The organism is Paraburkholderia sp. RL17-337-BIB-A (genome assembly GCF_046025895.1).
Classification (GTDB): Bacteria; Pseudomonadota; Gammaproteobacteria; order Burkholderiales; family Burkholderiaceae; genus Paraburkholderia; species Paraburkholderia fungorum_C.
The window spans coordinates 4,150,735-4,162,886 of sequence record NZ_JARESY010000001.1; the positions used below are offsets into that span (position 1 = coordinate 4,150,735).

The 12,152-nt window shown below is 54.2% G+C and carries 13 protein-coding genes; 6 read left to right on the forward strand and 7 right to left on the reverse strand.

Annotated elements, in window-relative coordinates; genetic code table 11:
- Nucleotide 1 precedes the first annotated feature (1 nt).
- Nucleotides 2–1,177: a porin gene (locus P0D84_RS18545; RefSeq protein WP_408338702.1), complete on the reverse strand. Its 1,176-nt coding sequence runs from the start codon at nt 1,175–1,177 to the stop codon at nt 2–4.
- Between the two features lie 1,533 nt (nt 1,178–2,710).
- Here P0D84_RS18545 and P0D84_RS18550 point away from each other — a divergent pair.
- From P0D84_RS18550 to P0D84_RS18575, 6 genes are all read left to right on the forward strand, one after another.
- Entirely contained in the window at nt 2,711–3,049 is a 339-nt protein-coding gene (locus P0D84_RS18550) for a hypothetical protein (protein ID WP_408338704.1), read from the forward strand.
- A gap of 157 nt (nt 3,050–3,206) precedes the next feature.
- Complete coding sequence (locus P0D84_RS18555) at nt 3,207–4,799, forward strand: hypothetical protein (protein ID WP_408338706.1); 1,593 nt, start codon at nt 3,207–3,209, stop codon at nt 4,797–4,799.
- Between the two features lie 55 nt (nt 4,800–4,854).
- On the forward strand, nt 4,855–5,013 hold the full coding sequence (locus P0D84_RS18560) for a hypothetical protein (RefSeq protein ID WP_408338708.1): 159 nt from the start codon (nt 4,855–4,857) through the stop codon (nt 5,011–5,013).
- A gap of 117 nt (nt 5,014–5,130) precedes the next feature.
- Nucleotides 5,131–5,457, forward strand: coding sequence for a hypothetical protein (locus tag P0D84_RS18565; RefSeq protein ID WP_408338710.1), 327 nt, complete (start codon nt 5,131–5,133; stop codon nt 5,455–5,457).
- Between the two features lie 29 nt (nt 5,458–5,486).
- Nucleotides 5,487–6,194: a hypothetical protein gene (locus tag P0D84_RS18570; protein ID WP_408338712.1), complete on the forward strand. Its 708-nt coding sequence runs from the start codon at nt 5,487–5,489 to the stop codon at nt 6,192–6,194.
- Between the two features lie 12 nt (nt 6,195–6,206).
- Nucleotides 6,207–7,031: an SIR2 family NAD-dependent protein deacylase gene (locus P0D84_RS18575; protein WP_408338714.1), complete on the forward strand. Its 825-nt coding sequence runs from the start codon at nt 6,207–6,209 to the stop codon at nt 7,029–7,031.
- Here P0D84_RS18575 and P0D84_RS18580 read toward each other — a convergent pair.
- The 6 genes from P0D84_RS18580 to P0D84_RS18605 form a co-directional block, all read right to left on the reverse strand.
- The gene (locus P0D84_RS18580) at nt 7,021–7,947 is read right to left on the reverse strand and encodes a hypothetical protein (protein ID WP_408338716.1); all 927 of its coding nucleotides are present in this window, start codon (nt 7,945–7,947) and stop codon (nt 7,021–7,023) included. The two genes, P0D84_RS18575 and P0D84_RS18580, sit on opposite strands and share 11 nt — an antisense overlap.
- Nucleotides 7,944–8,618: a hypothetical protein gene (locus P0D84_RS18585; protein ID WP_408338718.1), complete on the reverse strand. Its 675-nt coding sequence runs from the start codon at nt 8,616–8,618 to the stop codon at nt 7,944–7,946. Before P0D84_RS18585 ends, P0D84_RS18580 begins: the two co-directional genes overlap by 4 nt.
- A gap of 1,514 nt (nt 8,619–10,132) precedes the next feature.
- Entirely contained in the window at nt 10,133–10,294 is a 162-nt protein-coding gene (locus P0D84_RS18590) for a hypothetical protein (RefSeq protein WP_408338720.1), read from the reverse strand.
- A 59-nt stretch (nt 10,295–10,353) separates the two neighbouring features.
- Nucleotides 10,354–10,947, reverse strand: coding sequence for a tyrosine-type recombinase/integrase (locus P0D84_RS18595; RefSeq protein ID WP_408338722.1), 594 nt, complete (start codon nt 10,945–10,947; stop codon nt 10,354–10,356).
- Nucleotides 10,948–11,306: 359 nt separating this feature from the next.
- Nucleotides 11,307–11,549 carry a hypothetical protein gene (locus tag P0D84_RS18600; protein ID WP_408338724.1) on the reverse strand — a complete coding sequence of 81 codons (243 nt, stop codon included), beginning with the start codon at nt 11,547–11,549 and terminating at the stop codon, nt 11,307–11,309.
- Between the two features lie 214 nt (nt 11,550–11,763).
- On the reverse strand, nt 11,764–12,102 hold the full coding sequence (locus P0D84_RS18605; RefSeq protein WP_408338726.1) for a hypothetical protein: 339 nt from the start codon (nt 12,100–12,102) through the stop codon (nt 11,764–11,766).
- Between the last annotated feature and the right edge of the window lie 50 nt (nt 12,103–12,152).

Sequence of the window (12,152 nt, forward strand, 5' to 3'; positions counted from 1 at the left end):
ATTAAAACTTATGGCGAATACCGATACGAGCCGTGAACTGGTTCTGGTTTGCCGACGGGGTGATACTAGCAATGGATGCAGTTGCAGCAGTCAGACCACCCGTAGCAGTCAGCGTCTCGCCCAAAGCGTGCTGGTAGACACCCGTCACGTACACGTCGGTACGCTTGGACAGGAAGTAGTCCACGCCAACCGCGCCTTGGTGGTACTGAGCACGCGACGTGCCGTCGATTTCCGCGCCCCGCGTGTAATCATACGCTGCGCCGACCAGCAATGCCGGGGTCAACTGATACTTGAAGTTGAGTTCTGCGTTGTTGAACGTGGCCGATTGGCCCTTGAACGGCGAAGCGAACGAAGCGCCTAGGTTGCCGAAGCGGATGTTCGAGTACGTTACACCGATCGTTGCCGCGCCGAACGTGTATGCACCGCCTGCACCGATCACCTGGTACGTGTTTGCCGACGTGAAGCCAGCGTACACCGGCGACGCGGTCGCAGCGAAGACTGCTGCCGTCGTAGTCGTGCCGCCGTCATTGAACAGGCCACCCGATGCTGCCGGGGTGCGTGCGTTCAAGTAGCCGACGCCCAAGACCAACGGACCGTTGCTGTAGCCAGCGCCCAACGACCAGATCTGGTTCGACGTAACGTTGCCAGCAATGCCGCCGAAGCTGTACGTGCCACCGAACGTCAGGCCGTTGTAGTTCGCGCTCGTGTACTTGACCGTGTTGTTCGTGCGGTACGTGTTGTTGAAGTTGTCGAGGTCGCCCGGGTGAGCAGCGATGGAGCCACCCCATTGATCGCCCACTTCCAGCGGACCGACGTAGTCAACCACGGAGTCGTACTGACGACCCAGCGTGACCGTGCCGAACTGGCTCGACAGACCGACGTAAGCTTGACGGCCGAACATCAGACCGCCTTGACCCAGCTTGCCGTTGGTCACGTCAAAGCCGTTTTCCAACACGAAGATTGCCTTCAGACCGCCGCCCAGATCTTCCGTGCCGCGCAGGCCCCAACGGGAACCTTGCAGAACACCGCTGGACACGTTGTACAGGTGCTTGCCACCCGCGTTGGTGTTGATGTTGAAGCCTTCGTCAATGATACCGTACAGGGTCACGCTGCTCTGAGCATGTGCGACGCCTGCGAATGCGCCCAGTGCTGCGAGAGCGAGAAGCGACTTTTTCATCGAATGATCTCCAAGGATTACGAATCTTTTGTACAAGGCGAATATTTGTCTAGCGTTGAGGCCTTGCATGTCCAACTTCGCGAGAAGTTGACCGAGAAGATAGCAAAGTGCGCGCGTCAAGGCTTCATTTTCACGTTGTTCAGCGCACTTGATGTTGCTAATTGACAACATTGCAACGGTGCTTGGAACGGGACCACGACAGCGATTAGGCTTAGCAGGCTGCCCTCAAACCGGGCGGCCACAAGGCACTTTCGCTAGATACTATGGAAGGGCTGTGGAAGTAAGCCCCTTGGAGTAAAACGAGATCCGCAGACTTGTTTCTCGAAAGGAGCATGCCAATGGATGCCCTCGCATGGCCCTGCCATAGTATCTAGCAGGCTGTTGAAATTCTCCCTGACGAAGCGCCAGTGAAAATCACGGGCCTCACAAAACGGCCTGCAAGCCGCTCGCGCGACCTCGGTAAGGGTAAGACCACCCCGAAAACGGCTTGCGAGCACCCCTCGAAACAGTTTTTCAACAGCCTGCTAGACCTCGATACGTAGGCCGTGGTGCAATTTGAACTGAACGGGCGACCGCAATTGGTCGCCAAATTTGTCGCCACTTCGTGCAGTAGTGCTTCGTTTTAGCGTCCGCTTGCAGTCAAGATCAGTGGCCGTTGCGGGTCGATACCTGCCGCACCAGTTCGGAACAAACCCATTCGAACACTGCCGTGTATCCATTGCGAACACAAAAAGCTGGGGCATCGTTCGAACCGCCAGCGTGATCGATGCAACGAACACCGCCATCGATTTCGGTGCGCCGAACATCTTGCCGTGTATCCAATTAAACCCAATCTGAAGACTAGCTGCTGACTAACTGACGCCCCGAGAGGCTAACTGCCCTCCCGCACGGCTGCCCTGCGCACGTTTCAAGAATCCGTGCTGCGCCAATCGATTCACCCCAAAAGCATGATTTACTGCAACGGTGCGGCTCGGCCTTGCATTGCCGCGTCAGCGTCCGCATCCGCGCAGACAAAGTGCGAAGCTAAGGGAGGAGATGTAGCTTGAGTGATTCATCATCTACGCTGTCGCCACCCACATGAGTGATTCCTCGCGTAACAGCGCAGTCAAGTTCTGAGCATTTTGAAGGACGATGTCCCGCTGGCCCGGCGACAGGTCTTCCAAGGAAGCAATGAGCGTCTTCGCTTGATCAGTCGGATGCGGCGAGACAGTGATTAGTAGCACTTCGAACGTCCTCTGGCCGCTAGTTCGAATCGATAGCTTCCTATCCCATCGTCGAATGACCCCGAGAGTTTGCGTGTAGCGACGAACATAATTTAACGGCAAAAACTGCAACCATTGCATCTGGCGCTAAGTTACAGAAAGCGCCGTAATGAGTGAGACGGATCGGGTTCCGACACTGCGTAGTTTTGAACGCTTTTGGGAGCAACGGAGCGACCTCGCAACCATTTTATTTTCGCCAAAAAATATGTACGAAGTCCAAAACTCTGGATAGTATTTAACTGTCGATTTGACGAACTATTTGGAGAAAACTATGAGCACAAAACCGGACTCGAAGACGATGGTTGCCCCTGTCACCACCACCGAAGCTCAAGCGAGCATAAACCCGAAGCCCCTCCGGAAAACTCCCGCAACCGAGACGCCCGAGAAATTCCGCGCTGCGTTGCAGGAGCTGGACGCGGAACGCACGGCGCTCGCGAAATCGGCAATCGAAGACTTGAAGCCCGGCCGCCCGTTCGATCCGGTAGTCATCCGTCAGATCAACAAGATCGAGACGCAAAAGAACCGTCTGCTCATTTCTCGGTTTGCGTCCTTGCTTCGAAAGAACGATCCGGAAGTGCAGGCCATCGTCTATCAGCTCGTCCAGCTCTGACTCGGCGCAATCGGTTTAAAAATGAAATAAACGACGTCTAAGCAGGCAACTCATAAAGTTACCCGCTTGGGTGCCGTTATACGAGCTGGGCAGAATTCGCCTCCAAGAGAAGCGTCCGAAGGGCGCAAAAAATTTATAACAACCCGTGAGGGATCAGATGAGACTGAAGTTTGTAGCAGCATTGGCTGTCGGGGTAACAGCAGGTCTGGTCGCCGCTTGTGGTGGAGGCGGTAGTGGCGGCAGTTCATCTACGGCTTCGTCGCCCGCCGCAGCATCAACACCCACGGCGGCCTCCGCGCCAGTCGGATTGCAGGTTAACTATAAGGCTCAAGTCGCGAGTGCGGGCAACGACACGTATGCGGCACCGATCGCTGATGCAGAGGATAGCGGCAGCTATAAGACCCCGACCGCAAACTCACGCGGCTTCGGTGTTGGGAATTTTGGCGGCAACGGATGCCCGGCAATCGTCAATGCGCCGACGTACTACGACGTCGCCCCCCAGTTGCCGGTTCAAATCTGGAGCAGCGATTGCCACGGGAATTTCACCCTGAGCACATCAAATGTGATCAACGGAATAGTTCCTACCACTGGCTTTGTCGACGCAACGCTAGTCGGCGACTTCAACAATTCCGGTGCTGACAGTATTTTCTTCAGTGACCAAGGGCTCGAAAATTCGAATTCTAACAATCCGGGATTCACGGGTTCGGTGAATCACGAATTACTGAATCAAAGCCGCAAGCTCACAGACGTATCGACTACCGACCTTCCGCAGGACGGGATGAACTTCAACCACGTCAGCACGTTGTACAACGCGAACGTGCCCGGTGGACAAACGATTGTATTGACGCGCCTTGGTGGTCCGGCAGTTGCAGGCTTCGGGACCGAGCTCCTGACGAATAATGGTTCGGGCGGCTTCACCGCGAGTACGTCGCAGTTGCCTCCGGAGTTGGCGTACACGCTCAACTCAAATAACGGCTGGGGTACTGTTGACTATGTGAGCCAGGGCACCGCCCTGCTCGCGAATCTTGATAGCAGCGGCTCGCCGTATTTGGTAGCTGGCACTTATCGAAGTGGCACCGCGATCACGAATCAACACGCCGTGTTCATCTACAAGCTGGTGAACGGTGTCTATCAGCGTTACGCGACGATTCCGATTCCGGCCAAGTACGCAGACATACCCGGCAATGGCACCGGTACCCTGGTGAGCGCGACAAACATGCTCGGCGTTTCGCAAATTGTTGCGGCAGACTTCGAAGGAACCGGACATCCTGACCTTGCGGTAATGTGGGAAGGTAGTGGGGACGCTTACCTGCAACTCATTCACAACGATGGCCAAGGCAATTTCACTGACATCACGTCGTCTGCGAATGTTCCTGATATCGACGTGATTCAAGGCAGCAATCGGTGGCCCGCGTCGTCATTGCAAGCAATCAGTATCAACGGCAACAGTGACACCGAACTCTGGATTGGCTCTTTGGTTGGTACGTCACTTAGCCAGATGGGTTCGTGGCGCCCGGTGTTGCATTGGGTCAACGGCCAATTCGGGTACATGGACATCTTCAATGGTGCTGACATCAACACGATTGCGTCGCAGATCGGTACTGATGTGAATACGCCACTTATCTTCACCTATGGGAACTTTGGCTCCGGTAAAACAGACCTGCTGGTTCGGAGCTGGGCTGCGCCCGTAGCCGAAGGCGGTTTCAACGTCTACTACCAGGATACGTTCCACGTGTTCCTGCATCAATAATCAATAGAGACGGTCCCTTGCTGGACCGTCATTCGAAAACCTCGCAGATAAAACGATGTCAACGATCTTCCACATCATCTTTTCGCTGACGATGCTCGGCTTCATCGCGGGCATGATCAAACCGGCGTGGATCAAGCGGGCTTCATGGCGCCCCAATCTAAAGAAAATAGCGCTAATCGCGCTACACCAGCATGGATCGACCGAACTGACATGAGACGTCGGCGATCACAGACACTTAAAACGCGTCGCTTATCAGACTAACGAACCAGGTCACCCCGCCCTGGTTTTTTTTCGCCTATCGATTTGAGCCAATACCACTCGGAGCATTCCAATGTCCAACAATGACGACCAATCCGCTTCACCGGCCAACCCATTCGCTGACTTCGCCATTCCATTGATCGAACTCGGTAGGGTTGTCGCCACGCCCGCTGTACTCGAACACCTCGAACACAAAGCTATCGATATCGAGCCGTACCTGCGTCGGCATCAGCATGGCGATTGGGGAGACGTTACCCTGAAGGATGCCGAAACGAACCTACTTGCAGCAATCCACGGTGCGCGAATCTTTTCGGCTTATGAGGTCGCGGGCAAGCGCGTATGGATCATCACGGAAGCCGATCAGACCTCGACCGCTGTATTATTTCCGAGCGAGTACTGATCCGTTAGCGGAAACTGTAGACCGACAAAATGAAGCCAACAAGCATTGCAGACCTGCTAGGCTGCGCCAGAAAGGGGCTCGGCGTGACCGATGTTATTTCCTCGGAATCGTTACACCATGCCGTCAAACTACTGATAGCGGCGCTACCGTTCCTGTTGCCTGTTCGAATCGTCACAGGGCATCTATCGCCCGCTGAAATTGAACGCGAGGATTCCGACCAGCCGTATGCCGGAATTCTTTTGCACTGGTACGCCGAATTCGCATCGAACCCTGCGCTGTGCATCGATAGCCTTACGGATTTTGTTGGCTCGGTGCGCTGTACAGTAGACGACCAGATCACGGGTTTCTTCGAGCGACGCCTCTATCCCATCGCACAGTCGTTTAGGAAACGAAATCAGGCGGAGTGCGATCTGTGCGACTCGGTGATGTTGAAATGGCTGTCCGCAGTGAACTCGGACCAACTGGCTGCGCTTGCAGTTCGATGGGACCAGCATCGCAGGTCAAACAGCGTACCGGACATACTAGAAGAACTCGGGCTGACGAAGAGGTCGATGATGGACTTGCCCGAGACAGAGTTCGTGAGGCTCGGGCTTGCTGAACGACTCGACGCCGAATATAGGGATCGGCACGCCGAATTGCAAAAGTTCTTGCGCGAAGATCACATCGGCAACGAGGTCGAACGATTGATTTTCTGTGTCGTGAACGCATTTACCGTAACGCACAATGAAGAACGATAGAGGCGACGACCCATGCCTACTAGATACGAACAGTTGAAGATCGCGGCAGAGTGGTTACGCGACGCTGACGGAATCCTGATTACGGCTGGCGCAGGCATGGGTGTCGATTCGGGATTGCCGGACTTCCGTGGCGCACATGGCTTCTGGAACGCGTACCCAGCATTGAAGACCGAAGGCATCAGCTTTCAGGACATCGCTAACGGTGAAGCCTTCCGACGCAATCCGATACGGGCTTGGGGGTTCTACGGTCACAGGCTCAACCTCTATCGGCGCACCGTTCCACATGAGGGTTTCGACATACTTCATCGCTGGGCGTCCGAAAAGGAACATGGCGCGTTCGTCTTCACCAGCAACGTGGACGGACATTTCCAGAAGGCTGATTTTGCAGAGAACCGCATTCAAGAATGTCACGGCTCGATCCACTTCCTGCAATGCTCCCGAGCCTGTTCGCACGATGTCTGGTCCGCAGACGACTTCCATCCCGAAGTAAACGAGGAACAATGCTTTCTGACGTCACCGCTTCCGACATGCCCGAAGTGCGGCAGCGTGGCTCGACCGAATATCCTGATGTTCGATGACTGGGATTGGATCGAAACTCGCGCGAAGCGTCAGCGCATGCGTTTCGAAGCGTGGTTGCTGAGCGTCGAACGGATGGTCGTCATCGAATTTGGCGCGGGCACTGCCATACCGACCGTTCGCAACATGAGCGAAAGAGCCGGAGCACCAGTGATTCGGATCAATCCAAATGCTTATGGAATTGATCCGAAGAAGGGTATTGGCATCGGCTGTGGCGCACTCGAAACCATCGCAGCACTAGCTGCAGGGGCTAACCTATAGTCGGAAGCGCCCAGTCGTATATTTCCTGCGCCAATTGTGCCTCAGAAGATAGGCTCACGACGCGAAAGCCATCACGTTCAAGCTTCCATGCCTGCTCGTCAATGGTATCGACGATGTGCTTGTATTCCTTCGGTCCAAGAAGCTGTTCATCCGGAAGCAAAAGAAACAAGCCCGTGTCGCGCAGACTCTTTATGCGCGCATAGGTTGTTAGGTCGCGGCTGGACTTCAACAAATTTAACTCAACCGAGATATGGCTTTTGTACACCGCTGAAACCACACTCCCGCAAGCATGAGCGGTTCTGAGATTGAAGTCAAGGTGATGCCTAGCGCCACCGTCATCCACCAGCATTCCCGTTGTACTCGCCCCAGGGACTACAATTTTCTCGAAATCCATCTGCGCGATGCGCTTAAGCTCTTGATTGACTAAAGCGCGCGCACGCGGTGTGTCAATCGAGAGGAACTCGCGCCCCTTCCGCTTCGCGTGCGGGGCCATCACTATGACTTCATCGAAGAGACGTTCGATTGTCGCTTCGCAATCCTCCCCTGAAGTATATTTCGGCTCAGAAAGACGCAACACGTCCGTATCTAGCGAAATCGCCGAGACCGATTTTCGACTTTGTGCAGCAAGACGAAGTGCTTCCTCTGCGTAGGTCATCACTTCACGAATTGAACGCTGAGGAAATCGATCGCCGTAAATGCATTCAAACTTTTTAAAATCGTCAAGAAGTTTGAAATGCAAACGATCGCCCTCCGGCTGCACGACAATGCCGACACTAAACGACTGTGGGACGAAAACGTCCGGCTGTAGCTCCAGCGTACTCCAGAAGCCAGAAAAACCCGGAGATGGAATTTCTTGCGCTAGACGTAGCAGGTGTTGGGAATTTTCGGAATCCCCGAAAATAGAGATCAAGTTCATGCGATCACCCCAATCTCGTTCGCGAGCCATCCAGCTTGCGACCGGAGACTCAGGTACCCAATGATCGTGCCGCTCAAACCCGGTGCGGCTTTCGGAAAAAGCCCGTCAATAAATGAAGTCAGTTGGGTTTGAACAGCTGTCAATCCAGCAGAATGCTTAACGGAAGCTCCCGCCATCTCGACATTGAACTGCATCATCTCGTTCAACGAAAGGTTCTTCTTTGCCTCTTCGACCAAGCTACGAAGTTCGTATGACATGCCAGTAGGCAGCCATAGTAAATCGTGAAGCAACGTTTCATGATCGATTGCGATGTATCCCCCCGATGACGATCGGATTACGTTTCCGAAATTACGATCGCGGTTATCGGTCCACACATCGAAGGCCGCGATGCTACGAACATCCTTGCTATTGAGACATCTCTTCCGTGCCAGCCAAAATGCCCATTTATGAACTTGCCGAACTGACTTTCCAGCGACGATCTCAGTGCACCAAGCTGCGCAGACAGTTTGCCCGTTTGTCCACGGTGGCAGAGGCATGCACTTGCTCAATTTATCCAACGGCACGAGGACTACCGCCCCAAACGATGCCACCGAAACATCAGCCGAGTTCGCTAGTGTCCAGCCAATCGCCTCGCAAAGCAATGCGGGCGAATTCGGGGGAAGCAACTTCACGTAGCAGCTGCGCAGCCTGCCGGTTGCGTCAGCGACACTGGCGAGGTGCGTAGTCGGATTGATCCCTGCGCTACTGGGGACACCGCGGAATTCGCGCCACGCGGACGAATTCAGGATTGGCACGGGCATCGGATTTGGTCTCTCGAGTCTTTTCGCGGCAGAACGCCTATAGCGCGTGAACCGCTTCTAAGCGTGAAAATGTAACATATTTACTATAAATTGATTACGGGCGCGATCACATACACAGAGGAAATCGTCATCGCCTTTCTCGATCAAGGCCGGCACGACTGGGTGACGCGCCGAACGGCTCCATGAGCGCCGCATACGAGTTTTCGAACGTCTGCGACGGAACAACTGCTGTAGTTGCGGGCACGGGCATACCGACAGTTCACGATGCGGGCGAGAGGGGCGAGCCGCTAGTCATTCGGATCAGTCCAGACGCTTATGGGATTGCCGAAGAAGGATACCGGCATGCGTAGTGGCGCACTGATTACGGTGCAGTGGATGGCCGGAAGCGTTTGATAACCGATGCGAAGGACAAGCGGTTGCTCTGTCCATGTCGGCCCTAATAGCTTTCGAATTTGGCCAGGTAGCGGAAATTGTACGTTAGCTATGATCGAAGGCCGGTCGTCGGGCAAATCGTGTCGAGAGGGCGTCTTAATCGATTGGCCTGTTATACAGCACTTTTCCCCTCCATCATGTGCCGCTTCAAAGCGAGGCAAAACCCGCAATAATCGTGAAAGGAAGAAGCGAACGCGGACAAATCGGGATTGCTCACTGACGTATGCAAAAAATGCGAGACTACCGAAAAGTGTGAGCAGTCGTCGACACTGGCTAGAAGGCTCACCCGTTTTGCATCCACATATATGATCTGAGACATTACTCTCTCGACGCTCTCGCGCGCCCTACGTTTGTGATAATCGAAGTACTCAAACCAATTCGCGTACTTGTCCACGGATCCCATCAATAGTGGTGCCTTCGAATAGGGCGGGATTTTTGTGAACGCAGCAGTGAGTTCCTGCAGCGAAACCGTCTCTAGAGAGAGTGAAGTACCACCGGCTTTCGCGATACCCTGCAATTGACTCTCGCAAGTTCCCACTACGGCAAGGGTGTGGCGGTCAATATATGGCCCGACTGCCCTTCTATCGCTCACATCCTTTAGATGAACGACGAAGAGGTAGAAAACATAGCTTGCAACCACCGATTCCAGTACGGCTTCGAATAGAACACCAAATTCATATATATACGTAGTCGGAGCGGGCCACCGGTTCAAGAGTAGAACCTTCACGACCAACGTCACGAGCGCAGCTAGCGTTAGATGGGTAGCGCCGCGTGATGCAGATTTCAGAAAAGCCAACAGAGCCATGTCCTGTGTTCTTGAATGTTAATTGGTGGCAGATCAATATTGACATGAATACCTCGCTATCGCAACCTCAACTCGGTCCGGATGGCACCGGGACGCATTTGCCAAACGCGATCAACTACCGTGCACTAACCCCCCTAGTTGCATCGAATCACGGCATCTCGATTCCCATCGACGCAAACATTTCTTCGACGCTTGCGTACTCGGTCCACGGACCACGGTCCGCATTCAGAATCGCAAGCACGGTTTCGTCCGAAAGACCGGTATCGTTCGTCGCAGCGATCCGGGCTAACAGTTCATGGTAACGTCGCATCCTTTCTACGCTTGCGCGTTTGGTACGCTTCTTAACCTTCACGATGATCGTCTCCCGCGTTACAGGATATCAGCACTGATCTGCTTCAATCGTACCGGATTGTCTTCAACATAACGTGCAGTCATGCCGATGGACGCATGACCCATCAATGTCGAGACAGCTTTGATGTCCACGCCTTTCTCAATCAAGGTCGTCGCAAACGTGCGCCGTCCCGAATGGCTCGATGCGCCCTGCAATCGAGCCTTCGAGTACATTCGATGGAAAAGCTGTTGCAACGTGTTGGGTGAGAATTGTCCACCCTTCTGCGAACGGAACAATGGCGCATCGAAGTTGAACAGGATGCCTTCGCCCTTTCGCCGCTCGTTTAGATAGTCTCGAACCGCATCGACAACTTTCGGATTCGTCAGGTATGCATGGCGTTGCTTATTGCCCTTGGTCATCGACCCATCGAGATTGATTTCATCGAGCAGTTTGCCGTCTGCATCGAGCACATGACGGATTCGAAGTGATGCCATCTCTTTCGCACGAAGGCCCAGGCCGAACGAGCAATAGAGCAGCGCAATATTGCGCTTCGCGTGAGCCTCTTTCTTCACCACATTGACGACGCGACGGAACTCCGATTCAGTCAGCACCTTCGCCTGACCTTCCCGCATGGATAGCCCCTAGAATGTTTATTAAGTTCGTTGATCGAGTACTTTCTAAACATTCTATCCAGCCCTCGGGCCTTCGTACCCTGGCAGGATGGCTTAGGTGTTCGGAATGTTTACCTTTTGTAATTAGTAAACATTCCGCTGATCGGGCAGGGACGGTCATTGGCATGCCAGATATGAATCAGTGGACGGGACCGCCTGACAGTCCCTGACGGCGATCTGCGCGGCTGACCTTCGATCTGCGCGTGTCCGATGGGTGTCCTGTCAGTCCTCGCGGTGCTCACTCGCGACCTCTGATACTTACCACACACAGAATTGTGTTTGCACCGCCGCTTTTCAAGTCGGCCCACGCGCGCGCCAACCTAGCCTTCGGCGAGGTCTTTGCCTGCGTTGCTCGTCACCGCGTCATCAAGCTCCACCATCAAGCTGCTCAGCTCGCGTTTCTTCGCTGGCTCAGGTGCCGCGCAGTGACGACGCCGGATTTTCAGATCGACCGTCGCGATGAGGCCGTAATCCGATAGGTCTCCATCGATCACGTTGCTGCGCCGATGCTCCGCCGCGATTGCGTCCGCAAGTCCCTTCATCAGCAGTGCCTCGACGTCCATCACGACGCTCGACCTTACACCGTGCTGAATGTGTGTTCTTAGACGGTTTAGGTATCCCGCGTCTGTTTTTACGATATCGATTTCCATTATTTGTCATCCTTAAAGATCGTACCGGTGCCAACTCGTGACCTACGATACTTACCGCAAGCTTGATTGTGTTTGCACCGACCCGCGTCTCAGGTCGGTGCAAACAGGGCTGTGCACACGCACGGCCCTACCAGCTCAGAAGGTCTTTGCGCGTCTTTTTCTTTTTGGTCAGCGCATCATCGAGCTGTGCGATCAGGCTGATGCCTCTATGTGCCTTCTCGGGACCCGATGATTTGTGACCCGAAGGTCCAACTCTCAGATCGATCGTCACTATCAGCCCATTGCCCGCCACACCACCATTCTTTGCGTCGCGACGCCAATTTTCTGCCGCAATTGCGTCTGCGAGCCCCTTCATCAAGAGCTTTTTGACGTACTTCACGCTGGTCGTCTCTGTTCCATCCAGAATATGCCGTCGCAGCTGCTGCAAGTCCTTCCAGCTCGTGTGCGTTGCGATATCAACTTGCATGTCTTCTCCTAAGGTATTGCCGGTGCCAACTCACGACCTACGATACTTAC

Coding starts and splice junctions, on each gene's coding strand:
- P0D84_RS18545 (WP_408338702.1), bottom strand. CDS start 1,177: ATGAAAAAGTCGCTTCTCGCTCTCGCAGCACTGGGCGCATTCGCAGGC.
- P0D84_RS18550 (WP_408338704.1), top strand. CDS start 2,711: ATGAGCACAAAACCGGACTCGAAGACGATGGTTGCCCCTGTCACCACC.
- P0D84_RS18555 (WP_408338706.1), top strand. CDS start 3,207: ATGAGACTGAAGTTTGTAGCAGCATTGGCTGTCGGGGTAACAGCAGGT.
- P0D84_RS18560 (WP_408338708.1), top strand. CDS start 4,855: ATGTCAACGATCTTCCACATCATCTTTTCGCTGACGATGCTCGGCTTC.
- P0D84_RS18565 (WP_408338710.1), top strand. CDS start 5,131: ATGTCCAACAATGACGACCAATCCGCTTCACCGGCCAACCCATTCGCT.
- P0D84_RS18570 (WP_408338712.1), top strand. CDS start 5,487: ATGAAGCCAACAAGCATTGCAGACCTGCTAGGCTGCGCCAGAAAGGGG.
- P0D84_RS18575 (WP_408338714.1), top strand. CDS start 6,207: ATGCCTACTAGATACGAACAGTTGAAGATCGCGGCAGAGTGGTTACGC.
- P0D84_RS18580 (WP_408338716.1), bottom strand. CDS start 7,947: ATGAACTTGATCTCTATTTTCGGGGATTCCGAAAATTCCCAACACCTG.
- P0D84_RS18590 (WP_408338720.1), bottom strand. CDS start 10,294: ATGCGACGTTACCATGAACTGTTAGCCCGGATCGCTGCGACGAACGAT.
- P0D84_RS18595 (WP_408338722.1), bottom strand. CDS start 10,947: ATGCGGGAAGGTCAGGCGAAGGTGCTGACTGAATCGGAGTTCCGTCGC.
- P0D84_RS18600 (WP_408338724.1), bottom strand. CDS start 11,549: ATGGACGTCGAGGCACTGCTGATGAAGGGACTTGCGGACGCAATCGCG.
- P0D84_RS18605 (WP_408338726.1), bottom strand. CDS start 12,102: ATGCAAGTTGATATCGCAACGCACACGAGCTGGAAGGACTTGCAGCAG.